The sequence below is a fragment of the Paractinoplanes toevensis genome, assembly GCF_018332695.1.
Taxonomy (GTDB): domain Bacteria; phylum Actinomycetota; class Actinomycetes; order Mycobacteriales; family Micromonosporaceae; genus Actinoplanes; species Actinoplanes toevensis.
The window spans coordinates 182,190-201,262 of record NZ_BOQN01000049.1; the positions used below are offsets into that span (position 1 = coordinate 182,190).

Genomic DNA, 19,073 nt, shown 5'->3' on the forward strand with positions numbered 1-19,073 from the left:
CCAGCTTCGGTGACCTAAAGTCGCGGGCGTGGACAGCGCGCTCAGCTCTCCGATTCTCGTCGGGCGGGACGACCTGGTGGCGCTCGCCTCGCGTCGGCTCACCGCGGCCGGGCAGGGGAGCGGGGAACTGCTGTTCCTGGCGGGCGAGGCCGGGATCGGCAAGACCCGGCTGCTGTCCGAGATCGTCCGGCGCGCGTCCGGTTTCACCGTGCTGGGCGCGGGGGCGTCACCCGGCGACGCCGAGGTGGCCGGTGCGGTTCTGACCGATCTCGGCGCCGAGATGGGGCGCAACCCGGCCACCGCGTCCGCCGGTGCGGGCGTTTCCCGGCGGCTGCGCGAGTTCGTCGACGGCGACGCCGACCGGCAGCGGCGGTTGCTGGTGGCCGACCTGACCGAGCTGATCGCGGCCGCCGTTTCCGGGCCGCTGCTGATCACCCTCGAGGACCTGCACTGGGCCGACGACCTGACGCTGGACGTGCTGGCCCGGCTGGGCCGGCGGGCGTCGGACCTGCCGCTGCTGCTGGTCGGGACGTACCGCAGCGACGAGCTCTACCCGCGGGTTCCGATGCGCGCCTGGCGCACCCGGCTGCTGACCCAGCGGCACGCCGAAGAGGTGCGGCTGACCCGGCTCAGCCTGGCCGACACGGCGGCCATGGCTGCGGCCATCGCGGGCGGCTCGCTGCCCGGATCGGTGACCGGTGACGTGTTCGTGCGCAGCGACGGGATCCCGCTGCACGTCGAGGAATTCCTGGCCTCCCGGGACAGCCTGCCGGACACCCTGGCCGACGCCGTCCTGGCCCGGGCGTTCGCGCTGTCCGCACCGTCCCGGCGGCTGGCCGAGGTCGCCTCGGTGCTGGGCCGGTCGTTCGATCTCGACCTGCTGACCGCCATCACCGGGGACGGGCCGGATGTCGTCGACGACGGACTGCGGGAACTCAGCGAACGATTCTTCGTGCAGGCGCACCCGGACCGGTCGACCTTCGACTTCCGGCACGCGCTGATCCGCGACGCGCTCTACGCCGATCTGTCCCCGCACCGGCGGCGCGAACTGCACGCGCGGGCCGCGGCCGCCGCGGTGGAAGCGGGCTTTCCCGCCGCCTTCGTGAGCGACCAGTACGAACGGGCGGCGCTCGCCGGGCCCGCCTTCGACTACGCGATGTCGGCCGCCGCGGCCGCCGTGGAGATGTCGGCCCATCGGGAAGCGGCGGAACTCTACCGGCGTGCCCAGCGGACCGCCCCCGGGGCGCTGCCGGTGGAATCCCGCGCCGGCCTGCTCACCGCGCTCGCCGGCGAACTGGCCGCCGTCGACGACAACGCGGCGGCCGCCGCCTGCTACGAGGAGGCCTACCGGCTGCGGCTGAAACTCGACGATCGGCTGGCCGCCGCCACCCTCGTACCGGAATGGGTGGCGGTCCGGCACCAACTCGGCGCCGGCCTCGACGAACGGGCCGCGGCGCTGCGCGGCGCGCTGCCGCTGATCGCATTCCGCACCGATTCCCGAGCCCAGGAGGCGCGGGCCAACATCCACGCCGCGCTGGCCGCCGCCTACATGCTGGACCGGCGGCTGGGCGAGGCGATCGAGGACGGGGAATTCGCCCGGTCCATCGCGGTCGAGGACTGCGACCGGGCCATGCGCTGCAACCTCGACGCGACCCTCGGCGCCGTCTTTCTTTTCGCGGGGCGGCTCGCCGAGGGCCGCGAACTGCTCGAGAACTCCATCGCCCGGGCGCAGGGCTGGCGATTCGAGGGGCAGACCGCCCGCGGCTACCGGATGCTCGGATCCAGCATGTCGGTGCTCGTCGAATACGAGATGGCCCAGAAATGGCTGCCGGAGGGAATCGCGTACGCCGAACGGGTCGAACAGATCAACGACCGTAACTACCTGAGCGCCCACCTCGGCCACGTCCGGTGGGCCACCGGCGACTGGGCGGGTGCCGAGGCGGCCGCCCGGCAGGCCCTCGCCGACGGCGGCGGGATCACCACCCGGATCACCGCACTGCATGTCCTCGGATACCTCGCGATGGGCCGGGGCGCGCACGCCACCGCGGTCGACCACCTCGGCGAGGCCGCGTCCCTCGGCTCCGGCATGCGGGAACTGCAACGGGTGTCCCCGGCCTGGTGGGGCCTGGCCGAGGTGGCGCTGCTGGGCGGGGACCTCGCCACCGCGGTGCGGCGCTGCGAGGAGGGATTCGAGGCGTCGGCCCGGGTCCGGGACGCCGCCTACCTGTTCCCCTACGTGCTCACCGGGGTGCGGGCCCACCTGGCGCAGTCCGGTCCGACCGCCGCCCGCGAATGGCTCGGCCGGGCCGCGGAACTCCTCGACGAACGCGGCATACCCGGCACCCTCGGCGCTGTCCCGCACGCCCGCGGCCTCATCCACCTGCACGAGGGCCAGACCGGCAAGGCACGCGCGGAACTGGCCGAGGCCGCGGAGTTCTGGGCCGGCCGATCCCGCTTCTGGGAGGGGACGGCCGCGCTGGTCGATCAGGCGCGGTGCGCTGCGCGCAGCCGCCGGGCCGGGGACGCGGCCGGATTCATGGCGGCAGCCCGAGACGCGTACGGGCGGGTAGGCGCACCGATCCCCGGTTATCTGTCGTCACCGGACGATGCGGCCACGCCGGCGCCCAACCGGTCGCCCGCCCCATCGCCGCACGCAGCGTCGCCGTACGCAGCGTCGCCGTACGCGCCGTCGCTGAACGCGCCGTCGCTGTCCGCCCGGGAGCTGGAGGTCGCCCGGCTCGTCGCGGCCGGCCTGACCAACCGGGAGATCGCCGGGAAGCTGGTGATCGCGCCCAAGACGGCGGCCGCGCACGTCGAGCACATCCGCACCAAACTCGGCGTTTCCCGTCGCGCGCAGATCGCCGCTTGGGTGGCCACCCTCGGCTGAACCGCCACTCTTGGGTGACCGCCCCGGCTGATCCCCAGTCTTAATTCGATCGGGGTACGTCAAACGGGCCATAGCTGGTGATCGATCAACCTGGCGACAATCGTTACCATGACCGCCCCCGGCAACTCAGCACTGCTCCTGACCCTGCTGGCCGTCTTCGTGGCCTGTTGCGGCTACGCCGCCGGCCGAATTCACCAGCGGCGCCAGACGGAGGACGACCGCGAGGAGGCCTACCGCGACGGCTACGAGACAGGCACCCGAAGCGTCTTCAGCGTCGCGGCCCGCATGATCGCCCCACGCCGAGCAGCCCGCGCGTCCGCCCAGGTGACACCCGCGGTGGACATGCCCGCACCCGCCGAGCCGTCCGCCGCCGCCCCCGGCCTGCCTGCCGACAGCCGGTCGGTCGCCGGGTTGTCCGCCAGCGGGTCGCCGGTCGCCGGGTCGCCGGTCGGTGGGTTGTCCGCCAGCGGATCGCCTGTCACCGGGCTGTCGGTCGCCGGGTCGGCCGTCGGCGGGCTGTCCGCTTCGGAGTCGGTCCGCGATCTGCCCGGGGCCGGCGACTCGGCCGGCCGGCTCGCGCCGCCGGAGCCGATCGCGTCTTGCGCGCAGTTCCCGGCCGACCCGCGCGACGTGGGTGGACAGCCGGCCTTGCTGCGACGGGCGGGCGTGCCGGGCGCCCAGCCGCCCGCTCAGCCGATCCCGATTCCCCCGGTGCCGGCCCCGGCGATCCCGGCGTCCCGTATGCCGATGGCTTCGGAGACCGACGAGACCTCGCTCGGATTCCCGGTCCCGCCGGCCCCCTCACCCCGGGTGATCGCCGAACCCGCGGCCGTCGGCGGGGTGGTCTACCGACCGTTCCCCGACCCGCGAGCGCCGCTCGACGCCGTGCTGCCATCGGACGAGGGCACCCACCACCCCATCCCTGCCGCTTTCGGCCCAAGCCGGATGCCGCGCTCAGCGCCGATTCCGTCGAGCAACGCCCCCGACCCGACGGCCCCGACCTCGTCGGGCACCGTCGCCGGCCCGGCCGCAGCGGTCCCCTCGGAGAGGGTTTCCAGCACGCCCGCCTCTGCGGCGCCGATCGTGTCCGCAGGTGCTTTTGGCCGGCACAGCCCGCCAGCGCCGGCAGCCGCGGGGAGCATGTCGGGCCCCGAAGACGATGCGGCGGATCTGGGTTTCTCGGAGCCGGGAGCTTCGTCCACTGTGCGGCCGGGCGCCGACCGGAGTGTGCACGATCACAGATCAACTCGGATGCGGCGGTCGTCCTGGGCGTTCGCCACCGGCTCGGAAGCCGACCAGCCCGAGCCGGCCGGCGGGGTGGATGAGCCCGCGCCGAGGCGATCGAGGGTCGCCTCCCACGCGGCGAAGACCGGTGCTGTGCGGCCGACCGGCGGCACACCCTCCGCCGACGCCGTAGCCACCCCGCCGCCGTTCCTGGGAATGCCGGGACCGGCGAGCGGAATGCCGGACGCGTTCGCCGGCCCTCCCGACACAGCTGGCCTTCCGGGTGCGGCGGGGGTTCACGGCGCCGAGCGTGGTCCGGGTGCGGCGGGGGTTCACGGTGCGGAGCGTGGTCCGGGTGCGGCGGGGGTTCACGGTGCGGAGCGTGGTCCCGGTGTCGCCGGCGTTCACGGCACTGGCGGCGTTCCCGATGGTGCGGGTGAGGACGTCGGAATGCTGGTCGAGTCCTCAACAGAATCCACCGGGCGGCATACCGTGCCGGACGAACTGGTGCAGGCCACGACCTACCGGCTGCCGGCCGACCGGATTTTCCGGGCCAAGGTGCCGGAACCGGTCGCGCTGCCGGAGGAGCCCACCACCCGGCTCGGCGTGCCGAAGCCTCGGCAGTCCTGACGCGGCGCGGAAGTGTCGTACCCCCGGCGTACGTTCTCGGCATGGTCACCGTCGACGACGTGCGCCGGGTGTGTCGTGATCTGCCGCGCAGCTCGGAACATCTGATTCACGATCGGGTCAAGTTTCGCGTGGGCTCGATCGTCTATGTTGCCTTTTCCCGCGACGAGACGGTGATGGGGTTCGGCTTCCCCAAGGAGGAGCGGGCCGCGCTGGTGGCGGCCGAGCCGCATCTGTTCCATCTGCCGCGCGAGTCCGACCTGCGGTTCAACTGGGTGCAGGTGTGGCTGTCCGAGCTGGACGAGGAGCGGATGACCGAGTTGGTCCTGGACGCCTGGCGGATGGTTGTGCCCAAACGGGTCTGGTCGGCTTACCTCCCGCGCCTGGCCTAGCGATTCCGAACGAGGGAAGTTCTACCGCCATCGTGTCAACTAATCCGTTTGGATATTGGCGCGGCCCCGGTGACCCGCGACCCTGATCAAACGATGTTCCGGGCACCACCCCCAGGGGAGAAGATGAAGCGCCTCAGCGCATTCGCCGTTGTCTCGTTCGCTGCCGTCGTCGTGCTCAGCGGCTGCGGCATTCTCGACAAGAAGACCGACGGCAACTCGGCCTCGGCCGCCGGCGCCCCCACCGGCGATGCCGCCCAGCCGACGCCCACCGCCTCCGCGGTGAGCGGTGTCGGCTCGGCGAAGGACGCCGGCGACCTGCCCGACCCGTGCACGCTGCTCAGCAAGGCCGAGGTCGTCGAGCTGACCGGCCGCAAGATCACCCAGATCGACGAGGACGGCGCCCAGCCGAGCGACACCACCCGCTTCTGCCAGTGGCAGCAGGACAGCGGCCAGCTGGCCGTCTTCATCGCCCGCACCACCGAGGAAGAGTTCAAGACCACCATCGCCGACGCCCAGCCGGTCGACGGCGTGGGCGAGGACGCCTTCGAGCTGGCCGGCCACCTCTACGTCCTTTACGGCACGGTCCAGGTCGACGTCTACTCGCGCGGCGCCTCGGACGACCAGAATCTGACCGACTCCAAAGAGGTCGCCGACAAGGTGATCCCTCGCATCTGACGCGCGCAGCCCAAGCCGAAGCCGCCCGCCCCCGGCGACCGGTGACCGCGGGCAGGTGGTCGGCCACCTGCGGTTACGCGGCTGGCGTCTTGCCGCGAGGCGGCTGGCGACCGGTGGCCCGGCGGCCGGCGTTCTCCGGCCAGGCGGCCGGCGTCCTGCCATGAGGCGGGCGGCAGGCCAGCCGCGAGGTGGGCGGCAAGTCTGGGGTCAGGCGGGCGGCAGGCCAGCCGTGAGGCGGGCGGCAAGTCTGCGGTCAGGCGGGCGGGCGGGATCGGGCTGGTTCGGGCCAATGGTGGGCGGCGTTGCGGATTTCCTGGATGAACAGGGCGGGCTGTTCGAAGGCGGCGAAGTGGCCTCCTCGGGGCGGCTCGTTCCAGTAATGGATGTTCGGGAAGCGTTGCTCGGCCCAGCGGCGGGACGGGTGGGGGATCTCGCGGGGGAAGACCGAGCAGGCGGTGGGGGCGGTGATCACGTCGGTGGTGCCGGTGCGGAAGACGGCCTGCACCTCGGCGAAGCTTTCCCAGTAGAGCCGGGCCGCGGACGCTCCGGTGGCGGGCAGCCAGTAGAGCATCAGGTTGTCCAGCAGTTGGTCGTCGGTGAACACCGTGGAGAGGTCGCCGTCGTGGTCGGTCCAGGCGTGGAATTTCTCGATGATCCAGGCGCACAGGGCGGCGGGGGAGTCGACCAGGGCGTAACCGATGGTCTGCGGCCTGGTCGACTGCTCCAGCGAATAGCCGTCGCCGGTGGCCGCGGCCGTCAGGTCGGCGATCGACTTTCGCTCGGCGGGTGTCACCGGGTCGAGCGGGGCGACCAGCGGTGGCATCAGGTGGATGCCGATCAGGCGGTGCGGGTGGCGGACCGCCAGGGACGTGCTGATCGTGGTGCCCCAGTCGTGGCCCTCAGCGATGAAGCGGGGGTAGTCGAGGCGGGTCATCAGCTCGGCCCAGGCGTCGGCCACCCGGTGCACCGTCCAGCCGGCCACCGCCGGCTGGTCGCTGAATCCGTAACCGGGCAGTGACGGGCACACCACGTGGAAGGCGGGCTCGCCCGGTGGCGGGGTGGTCAGCGGGGTCACCACCTCGGCGAACTCGACCACCGAGCCGGGCCAGCCGTGTGTCATCAGCAGCGGGCGGGCGTCGGGGCGCTCGGAACGCGCGTGCAGGAAGTGAATGGCCACGCCGTCGATGACCGTGCGGAACTGGGGATGGCGGTTGAGGCGCTGGGCGGCCGCGTCGAAGTCGTAACCGTCGGCCCAGTAGGTGCACAGCGAGCGGGCGAACTCCAGTGGCGTGCCCTGCGCCCAGCCGGGGGCGGTCTGCGCCGAGGGCCAGCGGGTGCGGCGCAGGCGGGTGCGGAGGTCGTCGGGGTCGAAGGTGACCGTGAAGGGCGTGATCATGAGCGGGGTGGGCCGGCCGCGATGCGGTCGCGGATCTCGTGTTTGGTCTCGGACTGCCAGCGGGTCTCCATCCACCAGGTGCAGCCGGCCTCGGCCCAGGGCTCGACCAGCGCGGCGCCGCCGGCCGCCGGGGTCTCGCCCTCGGCCAGGATGTCGGCCGTGCTGCCCTGCTCGGTGAGCCAGGCGCGCAGCTCGCGGGTCGTCTCGGGGCTCGGGGAGTGGCCGGGGATGACGCCGTCGCAGCGCAGCACCCGGCGCATCGATTTGAGCCGGGGCCACACCGCGACCACCCAGATCGGGATGCGCTCCTGCACCGGCCGGACGGCCTCGGACAGGTCGTCGCTGCCGACCGCATAGGTGTAGTGCGAACCGGAGAACGTGCGGGCACCCGACCACAGCGCCCGGATCAGGTCGATGCCCTCGTCCATCATCGCGGCCCGCTCGCGCAGGTCGGTGGGCTCGCCGGTGGCCGGCAACCCGGCGTCGACCGCGCCGACCCCGATGCCCAGGATCGCCCGGCCGCCGGAGAGCTGGTCGAGGGTGGCGACCTGACTCGCCACTTTCCACGGGCGGCGCCAGGGCAGCGGTGTCAGCATGGTGCCCAGGCGGACGCGGCTGGTGCGGGCGGCCATCGCGGCCAGCAGCGACCAGGCGTCGACGCCGTAGGCCGCCTCCCACACGAACACCCCGTCCCACCCGGACTGCTCGGCCAGCACCGCCTGCTCCAGCTGCTCGCGGGCGCTGCCGGCGGGGAGGATCACTCCGAACTTGAGTGTCATGCCTCGTTCTTAACAGGACCCTCCGACAGTTTTGGCCAGGACGGGTCACGGCCGAGCAGCAGCAGGATCTCGTCGAGCGGTGACACCCCCGGCGGCAGGGGCCGAGCCGGGGCGAAAGCGGCGTCCGGCGCCTGGCGGGACGCATCGTCGGGCACGGCCCGGGCGATCGGCCGGGCGAGGGCCAGGACGTCCGGCTCGACCACGTACGGGACACCGAGCGTCGCCGCCACGTCCCAGCCGTGCACCACGTAGTCGACGAGGTGGAACCCGATCGCCTGCCGGCCGGGGAAGGTCATCGAGGGGTGGATCTCGGGCAGCAGGAAGGGCCGGTCGAGCACCCCGGGCGCGGCGAAGGCGGAGGTCACCAGCTCGGCGGCCGCCGCGTACGTCCGTACGGAAGGAATTTGAACGCCGAGCGCAGCGGAGGCGAAGATGCGATGTTGTTCGGTCATGTGCGCGATGAGCGCACCGAGATCCCAGCCCGCGCAGGGGGTGGGCAGTGTGAGGGAGGAGGCCTGAGCAACCAGCTCGACGGTGGCGGCGACGGTGGCCGCGTCGGCCGAGATCAAATCAGTAGGCATGCGCTTATCGTCTACGGGCGCTTACGATTACGCAAGAGTAGGAAGATCTAAGGGTGGACAGCGAGCGGCCCGATCTGGGCGCGATGGTGATGCGGCTGGGGCGCCGCCTCATCGCCATGGAGGAGCCCATCCTGGAGCGGCACGGCCTGACGATGTGGGCCTACGTCGTGCTGACGGCCTTGCGGGAGGGCCCGACCCGCACCCAGGCCGCCCTCGCGCAGAGCATCGGCGCCGACAAGACCCGGCTCATCCCGATCCTCGACGACCTGCAGAAACGCGGCCTCATCGAGCGTGACCCGGACCCGGCCGACCGCCGGGTGCGCCTGCTGGGCCTGACCACCGAGGGGCAGCGGAAGCAACGCGCGATCCAGAGCGAGATCCGTACCGCGGAAGATGATCTTCTGGAGGACGCCGCGGATCGCGAAGCCTTCGTCCGCGCGCTACGAGACCTGACCTAGGGCTTCCTGCAGGCCCCGGGCGGCCAGGCGGTCGGCGCGCTCGTTCTCGGGGTGGCCGGCGTGGCCCTTCACCCAGTGCCACTGCACGTCGTGGCGCTTGACCACGGCGTCCAGCCGCTGCCACAGGTCGACGTTCTTGACCGGCTGCTTGGCGGCGGTCTGCCAGCCGTTGACTTTCCACTTGGGCACCCACTTGGTGATGCCGTCGCGGACGTAGATGCTGTCCGTGTAGAGCATGACGGTCACCGGTGCGCGGTTCAGCGACTCGAGGGCGCTGATCGGGGCCAGCAACTCCATGCGGTTGTTCGTCGTCATCGCCGAGGTGCCGCCGCAGAGGTCTTTTTCCCGGGAGCCGTAACGCAGGACGGCACCCCAGCCGCCGGGGCCGGGGTTGGGGACGCACGCCCCGTCGGTGTAGATCTCCACCACGGTCATGCGTGCACCCTACCCACGGGGCAGAGTGAGGTCGGCCATGCGGAGGCGGGGTGTCCGTCGCCGGCACGTAAAGTGGCCGGGGCGGAAGGGGTTGAACCGGTGAGTGACGGCGCGGTCGAGGTGCGGGAAGTCGTCGTGCGCTACGGCGCCACGACTGCCGTCGACGGGGTGTCACTGACCGTGCCGCGCGGCCGGGTCCTGGCGCTGCTGGGGCACAACGGCGCCGGCAAGACGAGCCTGCTCCAGGTCTGCGAGGGGTTCCGCCCGGCCGACGGCGGCGAGTGTCGCGTGCTGGGCCTCGACCCGGTCCGCGACCACGACGAGCTGATGCCGAGGCTGGGCATCATGCTGCAGTCCGGCGGCGTCTATCCGTGGGCCACGGCCGGCGAGATCCTTCGACTGTTCGCGTCGTTCTCGGCAAATCCGCTGAACCCCGACATGCTGATGGACCGGCTGGGCTTGCGGAAGTTCGAGCGCACCCGGTTCCGGCGGCTGAGCGGTGGCGAGCAGCAGCGGCTCTCGCTGGCGATCGCCCTGGTCGGCCGGCCCGAACTGGTCTTCCTGGACGAGCCGACGGCCGGCATGGACACCGAGGCCCGGCACACGACCTGGCAGCTGATCAACGAGTTGCGCGACCACGGCGTGAGCGTCCTGCTCACCACGCACCTTCTGGACGAGGCGGAACGGCTCGCCGACGACGTGGTGATCATGCGGGCGGGCCGCGTCGCGGCTACCGGAACCCCGGCGGAACTCACGGCCGCGGCGGGCATCGACCTCCTGGAGGTACGCGCCGATGCCGGCCTGAAACCGGAAAGCGTCCACTTCAAGGCCGTCGAGACCAGCCCCGGGGAGTACGCGGTGAGCGGTGCCCTCGACGCCGCCGTGATCGCCGAGGTGCTGACCTGGTTCGCGACGAGCGGTGCTCAGGTCACGGCGGTCAACAGCCGGCGGCGCACGCTGGAGGACGTCTACCTCGCCCTGACCAAGGACAACCGAGCAGGAGTGGGCCGATGAGCAGCGGCACCTTCGCGCCGGCGCCGGCCCGCGCGCCGATGCGGGCGATCCTGCGCAGCCAGATCCGGATGGAACTGGTGCTGACCGCCCGCCGCGGCGAGGCCGTCGTGCTGGCCATGGGCGTGCCGTTGCTGGTCTTGCTCGGCGCCGGGCTCACCGACGTCACCACCGTGCCGGGCGATGACCGGCTGGCCTACGTGGTCCCCGGCGTGCTCGCGCTGACCGTGATGTCGACCGCGTTCACCGGCCAGGCGATCACCACCGGCTACGAGCGCAGCTACGGCGTCCTCAAGCGACTCGGCGCGTCCCCGCTGACCCGGCCGGGCCTGCTGATCTCGAAGACCGCCGCGGTGCTGAGCCTGATCGTGGTGCAGTTGCTGGTGCTCGCGGCGGTCGGCATCGCGGTCGGCTGGCGCCCGGAGGCCGGTCAGCTGCTGCCGGCGATCGGGGTGACCGTGCTGGCCACGGCCGCCTACAGCGGGCTCGCCCTGCTGCTGGCCAGTGTGCTGAAACCGGAGACCACGACCGGCGCCGCGACGCTGATCTACGTGCTGATGCTGGCGGCCGGCGGCATCATGTTCACCGCGCCGGACGTCGCGGTCGTGCTGCCGCTGGCCGCGCACGCCGAGGCCCTGCGCGCGACGCTCTCGCACGGCGCGGCGGTGCCGGTGAACGACTGGCTCAGCCTCGCGGCCTGGGCCGTCGTCTGCGTGACGGCCGCCGTCAAGAAGATGCGCTGGGAGTAGACGTCCACCGAACGATGGACACGGGATGACGGTCTACCGGTCCTGTTGATCACGCATGATCAACACGCAGGATTACCGGCATGGACGTCATTGAAGTCAGCGGACTTCGCAAGACCTACCGGGGCCACGACGCGGTTCGCGGTATCGACCTGAACGTGCCGCGCGGCGAGGTGTTCGCGCTGCTCGGCCCGAACGGCGCCGGCAAGACCACGACCGTGGAGATCCTCGAGGGCCATCGCCGGCGCAGCGGCGGCGAGGCCCGGGTGCTCGGCGAGGACCCGGGCACGGCCGGGCGGGTCTGGCGGGCCCGGATCGGGGTCGTGCTGCAGGACGCCGACGACGCCGCCGATCTGACCGTCACCGAGATGGTCCGGCACGTGGCCGGCTTCTACCCCGACCCGCGCCCGGTGGCCGAGGTCATCGACCTGGTCGGCCTCACCGAGAAGAGCAAGGCCCGCATCCGTACGCTCTCCGGCGGTCAACGCCGCCGGGTCGATGTGGCGCTCGGCATCGTCGGCCGCCCCGAACTGCTCTTCCTCGACGAGCCCACCACCGGCTTCGACCCGGCCGCCCGCCGCCAGTTCTGGGACCTGATCCGGGCTTTGGCCGCCGAGGGCACGACGATCCTGCTGACCACGCACTATCTGGAGGAGGCGGAGGCGCTCGCCGACCGGCTCGCGGTGCTGTCCGGCGGCCTGATCGTGGCCGAGGGAACGCCCGCCACGCTGGGCGGCCGGGGCGCGGCGGGGGCGAGGGTGAGCTGGCGGCACGGGGGCGTGCAGCACACCGAGCAGGTGACCGACCCGACCGAGCTGATCCGCAAGCTCGTCGCCGAGGACGCCGACCTGACCACGCTCACCGTCACCCGCCCGACCCTCGAGGACACCTACCTCACTCTGATCGGAGACCACCGATGACCGCCGCCGTGCTGCCCGGTACCGCCCACAACGGCCTGGCCCGCGGGCGGGTCGAGCTCCTCCAGTTCATCCGCGACCGCACCGCGGTGATCTTCACGTTCGCCTTCCCGGCGATGCTCCTGCTGCTGTTCGGCACGATCTTCGGGGACAGCTACGAGGACACCGGGGTCAGCGTCAGCCAGGTCTACACCGCCAGCATGATCGCGTACGGCATCCTGAGCACCGCGTTCATCACCATGGGTTCCGGGCTCGCCATGGACCGCGAGGACGGGACGCTGAAGCGGCTGCACGGCACGCCGATCACCTCCACGGCGTACCTGATGGGGAAGTTGATTCTGGTCTTCGTCCTGAGCATCGCCGAGGTGACCATGCTGCTCCTGGTCGGGGTGCTGGTCTACGACATGCCACTGCCGGACGCGTCGCACTGGGTGGTGTTCGGCTGGCTGTTTCTGCTCTCGGTGATCGCCTGCACGCTCTGCGGCATCGCGGTCAGCGCCCTGGTCAAGCGTGCCCGCACGGCCGGCGCGATTCTGAACGTGCCGCTGGTGGCGCTGCAGTTCATCTCCGGCGTCTTCATCCATCCGATCACCCAGCTGCCGTCCTGGCTGATCACGGTGGCCTCGCTGTTCCCGGTGAAGTGGATGAGCCAGGGCTTCCGGTACGTCTTCCTGCCCGACTCGATGAAGGTCTACGAGGCGGCCGGGCAGTGGGAGTTGGGCCGCATCGCCTTGGTGCTCGGCGCCTGGTGTGTGATCGGATTGGTGCTGTGCCTGGTGACGTTCCGCTGGACCGAAAAAGACCGGTGACGACCGGTGAGGCACACACCCGCTACGCGCAGTGGTGGGATGTGTACTTCGGCATCGTCGCGGTGGCGATCGCCATCGCGCTCCTCCTGGGCGACGATCACCCCCGGTGGCGGCGGCTGATCGCGGTCGGCGCCATCGCCGGGATGATCGCGCTGCAGGGCCTGGTCGGCCGGCGGCTGGCCCGGCGGGACACCGTGGGCCGTCTCGCCCTCACCGTCCTCATCGGACAGATCAGCCTCTTCGCCGTCGCGGTGCTGGCGGTCCCGTTCAGCACCTGGCTGCTGTTCGCCGTGATCCCGCTGATCTTCCAGCTGGTCGAGATGCGCGCGGCGATCGCGCTCGTCATCGTCGTCAACCTGATCACCCCGGTGATCGACATTTTCCGGTATCCCGAGGCGGTGCTCGCCGACCTGATCGTCTCGGTCATCTCGGCGGCGACCGGCATCTGGCTCGGCTTCTGGATCATCCGGGTCATCGAGCAGAACGTCGAGCGCGGTCAGCTGATCGAGGAGTTGGAGGCGAGCCGGGCCGCGAACGCCCGGTTGTCCCACGAGGCCGGTGTGGCGGCCGAGCGGGCCCGCCTGGCCGGGGAGATCCACGACACCCTTGCCCAGGGCTTCACCAGCATCATCACGCTGCTCCAGGCCGCCGACCCGGCGCTGCGCGACGAACGCCTGGCGCTCGCGGTGCGCACCGCGAAGGAAAACCTGGCCGAGTCGCGGGCCCTGCTCGCCGCGCTGGCGCCGGCTGCGTTGTCCGCGGGCTCACTGCTTGATTCCGTACGCCGGCAAGCAACCCGATTCACCGAGGAAACCGGCATCCCGGCGACCGTGCGGGTCACCGGCGAGGAACGCGCGCTGCCGACGGCGGTGGAGGTGGTGCTGCTCCGGGCCGCCCAGGAGGCCCTGACCAACGTCCGCCGGCATGCCGCGGCGCGGGAGGCCGGGGTCCTGCTCGCCTATGCTCCGTCATCGGTGCGGCTGGTCGTGCGGGACGACGGCCGCGGCTTCGACCCGGACGCCGCCGACGGCTTCGGACTGAACGGCATGCGCGCGCGAGCGGATCAGGTGCACGGCACGCTGACCGTGCTCAGCGACCCGGACATGGGCACGACGATCGAGCTGGAGGTGCCCGCATGACGATTCGGATCGTGCTCGTGGACGACCACCCCGTCGTGCGGATGGGGCTGCGCGGCATGCTCGACGCCGAGCCCGATCTTCAGGTGGTCGGTGAGGCCGGCTCCGGTGCGGCCGGGGTGGAACTGGCCGCGGCCGAGCGGCCCGACATCGTGCTGATGGATCTGCGGATGCCGGACGGCGACGGGGTCTCCGCCACCGAGCGGATCCTCGCCACCGTGCCCGGGACCCGGGTGATGGTGCTGACCACCTACGAGTCCGATCGCGACATCCTGCGCGCGATCGAGGCCGGGGCCAGCGGTTATCTGCTCAAGGACGCGACGCCCCAGGAACTGGCCGACGCGGTGCGCGCGGCCGCCCGCGGCGAGACGGTGCTCGCCCCGAGCGTGGCGTCCACCCTGGTGCGTCAGGTGCGCCGACCGGCACCGCCCGCCCTGTCGGCGCGCGAGGCCGAGGTGCTGCGCCTGGTCGCGCAGGGCCACACCAACGCCGACATCGGCAAGCGGCTGTTCATCTCCGAGGCCACCGTGAAGACCCACCTGCTGCGCGTCTTCAACAAGCTGGACGTGGCCGACCGCACCGCCGCGGTGACCACGGCGATGCGGCACGGCCTGCTCTGAGACCTACCGCTCGGCGAAGCGCTGCACGAACGCCAGCGACGTGTTGGCGACCTCGAGCCAGCCGCTGTCGATGGTCAGCGAGTGACCGCGGCCGGGGATCTCGGCGTACTCGGTGACGCCGCTGTTCTTCTGCTGGATCTTGTAGTTGAACTCGGTGATCGCGGTCGGCACCGTGTGGTCCTTCTCGCCGCCGATGACCAGCAGCGGTCCGCGGTAAGGGTTGTCGTGGTCGACCTTGACCTCGGACCACGGGTTGAAGTTGGCCACCGCGGCCTGGAACAGCGGCTTGGCCGGGGCGGGGACGGCGAACTCCTCGTAGAGCTGGTGGGCCTCGTCCTCGTCGACGGCGTTGGCGAACGCGTAGCGGAACTGGTCGTAGGTCAGCGGGATCGCCTTGTTGATGTTGGCCGGATTGCCCAGCACCGGCGACGCCGAGCGCAGCGCCGAGATCGGCAGCGGCAGCACGCCCTGGAACGGCGCGGCGTCGATCGCCACGGTCACATTGGACAGACCCCGGCCGGCCAGGATCTGCGCGAGCAGGCCGCCGAACGAGTGCCCGATGATGGCGGGCTGCTTCTCGAGCTTGCCGATGATCTCGGCGTAGTGGTCGGCTACCTGGCCGACGGTCTTGCCGGCGAACACCTCGGGGTGCGCGTTGGCCTCCTCGACCGTCTCCGGGTCGTCCGGCCAGCCGGGCGTGATCGGCGCGTAGCCGGCCGCCTTGAACACCTCGGCCCAGCGATCCCAGCTGCTCGGCAGCAGCCACAGTCCGTGGATGAAGACGACCGGGGTGAGCCCGGTCGCGTTGACTTCGGCGATCTCGTCGAGGGTGTGCTGCGGAATGACGGACATTCGGTTCCCCCAGGTGTTCTTGGCTTCGATGTCCAACCTAGGGAGTAGGCGACCCGGGCCGATACCGTCCTTCGACTTAACTTTGGTCTCACAGCAAGTGCGAAGCATGCACACAGGTCAGGGCGAGACCGGTCGCGCACTCTTTGTTGAGTCATCAACGAAGGGGGAGCGCGCAGATGAAGCGGGAAACCGGACTGCGGCGAACGTCGTTGCTCACCGGCGCCTTGATCGCGGCCAGCCTGGCGGGAACCGTCGGTATCGGGGTAGCCGCGTACGCCGCCGACAACTCATCGACATCGACCTCCACGTCCACCGACTCCAGCAGCTCATCGTCGAGCAGCAGCAGCGACTCGCCCACGCTCTCCGGCAGCAGCGACAGCGGCAGCAGCGGCAGCAGTGGCGCCACCACCGGAGGGTCGTGACATGCCGCTCGTGGAGACACTGCCGATCGGCGCGGACACCGCGCAGTGGTCCGTCTGGGGCACCGTCGCCCGGATCGTGGTCACCGACCCGGCCCGGGTCGCCGAGGCGGCCGAGCTGGTCAAGGCGGAACTGACCGCCGTCGACCGGGCTTGCAGCCGCTTCCGGGACGACTCCGAGCTGCGCTGGGCCTGCCGGTCCGGCGGCCGCCCGGTCACCGTCAGCCCGCTGCTCGCCCACCTGGTCGCGGCCGCCCTCGACGCGGCCCGGCAGACCGACGGCGCCGTCGACCCGACCGTCGGCGCGGCGCTGTGCGGACTCGGCTACGACCGGGACTTCGCGCTGCTCACCGGCCGGGAGGTGGCGCCCGCGGTGCGGGTGTTCGCCACCCCCGACTGGCGGGCCGTGAAACTGTCCGGGCGGGAACTGACCGTCCCCGACGGGGTGCTGCTCGACCTGGGCGCCACCGCGAAGGCGGCGGCGGCCGACCGGGCCGCCGCCCAGGTCGCCGAGAAGCTCGGCGGGGGCGTGCTGGTGGCGCTCGGCGGCGACATCGCCACCGCCGGGACGGCGCCGGCCGGCGGCTGGGAGATCCTGGTGCAGGACCGGCCCGGCGACCCGGCCGACACGATCCGGATGCCGGCCGGGGCGGCCCTGGCCACCTCGAGCACGGCCGGGCGCACCTGGGGCCGGCCCGGCGAGCAACTGCATCACATCGTCGACCCGGCCACCGGGCGGCCCGCGGTGCCGGTGTGGCGCACGGTGTCGGTGGCCGCCTACAGCTGCCTGCGCGCCAACACGCTCAGCACGGCCGCGGTCGTCCGCGGCCACGCCGCCCCCGACCTGCTCGGCAGGACCCCGAGCCGGCTGGTCACCCGGTCGCTCGACGTGCTGCGTCTCGGCGGGTGGCCGGCATGAGCGACGCGCTCTGGTATTTCGCCCGGGGCAGCGGTGTCGTCTCGATCGTGCTGCTCACCATCGTGGTGGTGCTCGGCATCGGATCCCGGTCCGGCAAGCCGGCGTTCGGCCTGCCGCGGTTCGCGGTCAGCCTGCTGCACCGCAACGCGGCCCTGCTCGCCGTGGTGCTCGTCGCCGGCCACGTGATCAGCCTGCTCTTCGACCCGTACGCGCAACTGCGCCTGTTCGACATCGTGCTGCCGTTCGCCGGCAACTACCGGCCGGTCTGGCAGGGGCTCGGCACGCTCGCCTTCGACCTGCTCGTCGCGATCATCGTGACCAGCCTGCTGCGGCACCGGCTCGGCGCCCGCACCTGGCGGGTCGTGCACTGGCTCGCGTACCTGTGCTGGCCGGTGGCGCTCGTGCACGGGCTCGGCACCGGCAGCGACAACGGCACCTGGTGGCTCTGGACCATCTCGATCGCCTGTGCCGTGACCGTGGCCGCGGCGGTGGGGTGGCGGCTGTCGACCGGCTTCAGCCGGTTCCCGGCCCGGGCGGAACGCCGGGTCGCACCGCGACTGCGGAAAGAGTTGGAGGAGGTCCGATGACCAGCGTGGCGGAAGCACCGGTCGCCCGGGTGGAACGGCGGCTGCTCGACGGCGAGCTCGGGCTCGACGCCCACCTGGCCCGGCACGGCCGGCTCCCGGTCCTGGACGGCAGCCAGATCATCGGGATGGCTCGCGACGCCGGGCTCACCGGCCGGGGCGGGGCCGGTTTCCCGGTGTGGCGCAAGCTGAGCGCGGTCGCCGCGGGTGGTGGTGCCGCGGTGGTGGTCGCCAACGGCGCCGAGGGCGAGCCGGCCAGCAAGAAGGATCGCGCTCTCCTCGCGTACCAGCCGAACCTGGTCCTCGACGGCCTGCAGTTGGTCGCCACCGCGACCACGGCCGAAGGTGCCCATCTCTATGCGCCGAAGGCGGCCTTGCCGGCGCTGCGCGCGCTGCTGGCGGCGCGCGCCGCCGCCGGACTCGACCGGCGGCCGGTGACCCTGCACGCGGCCCCCGACGCGTTCGTCTCCGGGGAGGAGTCGGCGGTGGTGTCGGCGATCAACGGGCGCGGCGCGGTGCCCGCCGACAAGCGGATCCGGGTCGTCCAGGCCGGCGTGGGCGGCGCGCCCACCCTCGTGCAGAACGTGGAGACCCTCGCCCACCTGGCGCTGATCGCCCGGTACGGGGCCGGCTGGTTCCTGTCGGCCGGCACCCCCGACGAGCCCGGCACGTTCCTGGCCACGATCAGCGGTGCGGTCCGGCGGCCCGGCGTGGTCGAGGCCGGTTACGGCGTGCCGCTCGGCGAGCTGATCGCGGCGGCCGGTGGGGCGACGATGCACCTGCAGGCGGTGCTGATCGGCGGCTATCACGGCGGCTGGGTGCCGGCCGATCCGGCGCTGCCGGTGAGCCGGCAGACCCTCCAGCCGTACGGCGCATCGCCCGGCGCCGGGGTGATCGTGGCGCTGCCGGCCGGTGCCTGCGGGCTGGGGGAGACCGCCCGGATCACCGGCTACCTCGCCGAGCAGGTGGCCGGGCAGTGCGGGCCGTGCATCAACGGCCTGCCCCGGATGGCGGCCACGCTGGCCGACCTGGCCGCCCGGCGACCCCGGGCGGGCCTGGCGGCCGAGGCGGAACGACTGGCCCGGCTGGTGTCCGGCCGGGGCGCCTGCCACCACCCGGACGGAACGGCCCGGCTGGTCCTGAGCGCGATGCGGATCTTCGAGGCGGATGTCGCGGCACACCTGAACGGGCGCTGCCTGGCGGCGGAGGGACAGCGATGAAACTGCACGTCGACTGGACGGCCTGCGACGGCCGCGGCGTCTGCACCGAGTTGCTGGAGGAGGTGCTGGTCGAGGACGACTGGGGGTTCCCGGTCGCCCGGGACGGACAGCGATCACCGACGGTGCCCCCGCCCCTGGAAGCAGCGGCGAGACAGGCCGTCGACCGGTGCCCGATGCTGGCGCTCAAACTGAGGTCCCGCTAGCCCCACCGAACGCCCGCAGCCCGACTGGGCCGCGGGCGTTTTTGCATGCCAGAAAATTGACGAGTACGGATAAGGCAATTGCCGGATACGAGGTCGGACAGCCCGCCATACTGATCAAGTTGTGGCCTGTTTTTGCAGGTCAGACCATTCTTCCTGCCTGTACGGCGCAAGGCGCCGCGGTGG

At 72.0% G+C, this 19,073-nt stretch carries 21 protein-coding genes; 15 read left to right on the forward strand and 6 right to left on the reverse strand.

Annotation, left to right across the window (positions count from 1 at the left end):
- Window positions 1–28: 28 nt before the first annotated feature.
- The 4 genes from Ato02nite_RS17620 (at window position 29) to Ato02nite_RS17635 (ending at window position 5,805) form a co-directional block, all read left to right on the forward strand.
- Window positions 29–2,887 carry a helix-turn-helix transcriptional regulator gene (locus tag Ato02nite_RS17620; protein ID WP_213007620.1) on the forward strand — a complete coding sequence of 953 codons (2,859 nt, stop codon included), beginning with the start codon at window positions 29–31 and terminating at the stop codon, window positions 2,885–2,887.
- A 108-nt stretch (window positions 2,888–2,995) separates the two neighbouring features.
- Window positions 2,996–4,741: a hypothetical protein gene (locus Ato02nite_RS17625; protein ID WP_213007621.1), complete on the forward strand. Its 1,746-nt coding sequence runs from the start codon at window positions 2,996–2,998 to the stop codon at window positions 4,739–4,741.
- A gap of 41 nt (window positions 4,742–4,782) precedes the next feature.
- Window positions 4,783–5,130 carry an MmcQ/YjbR family DNA-binding protein gene (locus tag Ato02nite_RS17630; RefSeq protein WP_213007622.1) on the forward strand — a complete coding sequence of 116 codons (348 nt, stop codon included), beginning with the start codon at window positions 4,783–4,785 and terminating at the stop codon, window positions 5,128–5,130.
- A gap of 123 nt (window positions 5,131–5,253) precedes the next feature.
- Window positions 5,254–5,805 carry a DUF3558 family protein gene (locus Ato02nite_RS17635; RefSeq protein ID WP_213007623.1) on the forward strand — a complete coding sequence of 184 codons (552 nt, stop codon included), beginning with the start codon at window positions 5,254–5,256 and terminating at the stop codon, window positions 5,803–5,805.
- A 253-nt stretch (window positions 5,806–6,058) separates the two neighbouring features.
- On the opposite strand, the gene Ato02nite_RS17640 is transcribed toward Ato02nite_RS17635, so the two are convergent.
- From Ato02nite_RS17640 to Ato02nite_RS17650, 3 genes are read right to left on the reverse strand one after another with little or no spacing between them, the layout of a single operon-like run.
- Window positions 6,059–7,201 carry an epoxide hydrolase family protein gene (locus tag Ato02nite_RS17640; RefSeq protein ID WP_213007624.1) on the reverse strand — a complete coding sequence of 381 codons (1,143 nt, stop codon included), beginning with the start codon at window positions 7,199–7,201 and terminating at the stop codon, window positions 6,059–6,061.
- Entirely contained in the window at window positions 7,198–7,980 is a 783-nt protein-coding gene (locus Ato02nite_RS17645; RefSeq protein ID WP_213007625.1) for an LLM class flavin-dependent oxidoreductase, read from the reverse strand. Before Ato02nite_RS17645 ends, Ato02nite_RS17640 begins: the two co-directional genes overlap by 4 nt.
- Window positions 7,977–8,561, reverse strand: a complete 585-nt coding sequence (locus Ato02nite_RS17650; RefSeq protein ID WP_213007626.1) for a TIGR03086 family metal-binding protein — start codon at window positions 8,559–8,561, stop codon at window positions 7,977–7,979. Before Ato02nite_RS17650 ends, Ato02nite_RS17645 begins: the two co-directional genes overlap by 4 nt.
- Before the next feature lie 53 nt (window positions 8,562–8,614).
- On the opposite strand from Ato02nite_RS17650, the gene Ato02nite_RS17655 reads away from it, so the two are divergent.
- Window positions 8,615–9,019, forward strand: a complete 405-nt coding sequence (locus Ato02nite_RS17655) for a MarR family winged helix-turn-helix transcriptional regulator (protein ID WP_246607122.1) — start codon at window positions 8,615–8,617, stop codon at window positions 9,017–9,019.
- Here the strand turns inward: Ato02nite_RS17655 and rnhA are convergent.
- Window positions 9,002–9,454, reverse strand: coding sequence for a ribonuclease HI (gene rnhA / locus Ato02nite_RS17660; RefSeq protein WP_213007627.1), 453 nt, complete (start codon window positions 9,452–9,454; stop codon window positions 9,002–9,004). The two genes, Ato02nite_RS17655 and rnhA, sit on opposite strands and share 18 nt — an antisense overlap.
- 99 nt (window positions 9,455–9,553) lie before the next feature.
- Here rnhA and Ato02nite_RS17665 point away from each other — a divergent pair, with 99 nt between their 5' ends.
- The 6 genes from Ato02nite_RS17665 to Ato02nite_RS17690 all read left to right on the forward strand — a co-directional run bounded on the left by Ato02nite_RS17665 (window position 9,554) and on the right by Ato02nite_RS17690 (window position 14,693).
- Window positions 9,554–10,468, forward strand: coding sequence for an ABC transporter ATP-binding protein (locus tag Ato02nite_RS17665; protein WP_213007628.1), 915 nt, complete (start codon window positions 9,554–9,556; stop codon window positions 10,466–10,468).
- The gene (locus Ato02nite_RS17670) at window positions 10,465–11,214 is read left to right on the forward strand and encodes an ABC transporter permease (RefSeq protein ID WP_246607124.1); all 750 of its coding nucleotides are present in this window, start codon (window positions 10,465–10,467) and stop codon (window positions 11,212–11,214) included. Before Ato02nite_RS17665 ends, Ato02nite_RS17670 begins: the two co-directional genes overlap by 4 nt.
- Window positions 11,215–11,294: 80 nt before the next feature.
- Window positions 11,295–12,131 (forward strand): ABC transporter ATP-binding protein, encoded by an 837-nt coding sequence (locus Ato02nite_RS17675; protein ID WP_213007629.1) that lies wholly within the window; start codon window positions 11,295–11,297, stop codon window positions 12,129–12,131.
- Window positions 12,128–12,937, forward strand: coding sequence for an ABC transporter permease (locus Ato02nite_RS17680; protein WP_213007630.1), 810 nt, complete (start codon window positions 12,128–12,130; stop codon window positions 12,935–12,937). The genes Ato02nite_RS17675 and Ato02nite_RS17680 overlap by 4 nt, the downstream gene beginning before the upstream one ends.
- Entirely contained in the window at window positions 12,934–14,076 is a 1,143-nt protein-coding gene (locus Ato02nite_RS17685; RefSeq protein WP_246607125.1) for a sensor histidine kinase, read from the forward strand. Before Ato02nite_RS17680 ends, Ato02nite_RS17685 begins: the two co-directional genes overlap by 4 nt.
- Window positions 14,073–14,693 (forward strand): response regulator, encoded by a 621-nt coding sequence (locus Ato02nite_RS17690; protein ID WP_213007631.1) that lies wholly within the window; start codon window positions 14,073–14,075, stop codon window positions 14,691–14,693. Before Ato02nite_RS17685 ends, Ato02nite_RS17690 begins: the two co-directional genes overlap by 4 nt.
- A 3-nt stretch (window positions 14,694–14,696) precedes the next feature.
- On the opposite strand, the gene Ato02nite_RS17695 is transcribed toward Ato02nite_RS17690, so the two are convergent.
- Window positions 14,697–15,545, reverse strand: coding sequence for an alpha/beta hydrolase (locus Ato02nite_RS17695; protein WP_213007632.1), 849 nt, complete (start codon window positions 15,543–15,545; stop codon window positions 14,697–14,699).
- A 154-nt stretch (window positions 15,546–15,699) separates the two neighbouring features.
- A complete protein-coding gene (locus tag Ato02nite_RS17700; protein ID WP_213007633.1) occupies window positions 15,700–15,951 on the reverse strand; it encodes a hypothetical protein in 252 nt (83 codons plus the stop codon).
- 17 nt (window positions 15,952–15,968) lie between these two features.
- Here Ato02nite_RS17700 and Ato02nite_RS17705 point away from each other — a divergent pair, with 17 nt between their 5' ends.
- Genes Ato02nite_RS17705 through Ato02nite_RS17720 form a run of 4 tightly spaced genes read left to right on the forward strand, consistent with a single transcriptional unit; the run spans window position 15,969 to window position 18,890 of the window.
- Window positions 15,969–16,883 (forward strand): FAD:protein FMN transferase, encoded by a 915-nt coding sequence (locus Ato02nite_RS17705; RefSeq protein WP_213007634.1) that lies wholly within the window; start codon window positions 15,969–15,971, stop codon window positions 16,881–16,883.
- Window positions 16,880–17,470: a ferric reductase-like transmembrane domain-containing protein gene (locus Ato02nite_RS17710; protein WP_246607127.1), complete on the forward strand. Its 591-nt coding sequence runs from the start codon at window positions 16,880–16,882 to the stop codon at window positions 17,468–17,470. The genes Ato02nite_RS17705 and Ato02nite_RS17710 overlap by 4 nt, the downstream gene beginning before the upstream one ends.
- A complete protein-coding gene (locus Ato02nite_RS17715; RefSeq protein WP_213007636.1) occupies window positions 17,467–18,687 on the forward strand; it encodes an NADH-ubiquinone oxidoreductase-F iron-sulfur binding region domain-containing protein in 1,221 nt (406 codons plus the stop codon). The genes Ato02nite_RS17710 and Ato02nite_RS17715 overlap by 4 nt, the downstream gene beginning before the upstream one ends.
- Complete coding sequence (locus tag Ato02nite_RS17720) at window positions 18,684–18,890, forward strand: ferredoxin (protein WP_213007637.1); 207 nt, start codon at window positions 18,684–18,686, stop codon at window positions 18,888–18,890. The genes Ato02nite_RS17715 and Ato02nite_RS17720 overlap by 4 nt, the downstream gene beginning before the upstream one ends.
- Window positions 18,891–19,073 lie beyond the last annotated feature (183 nt).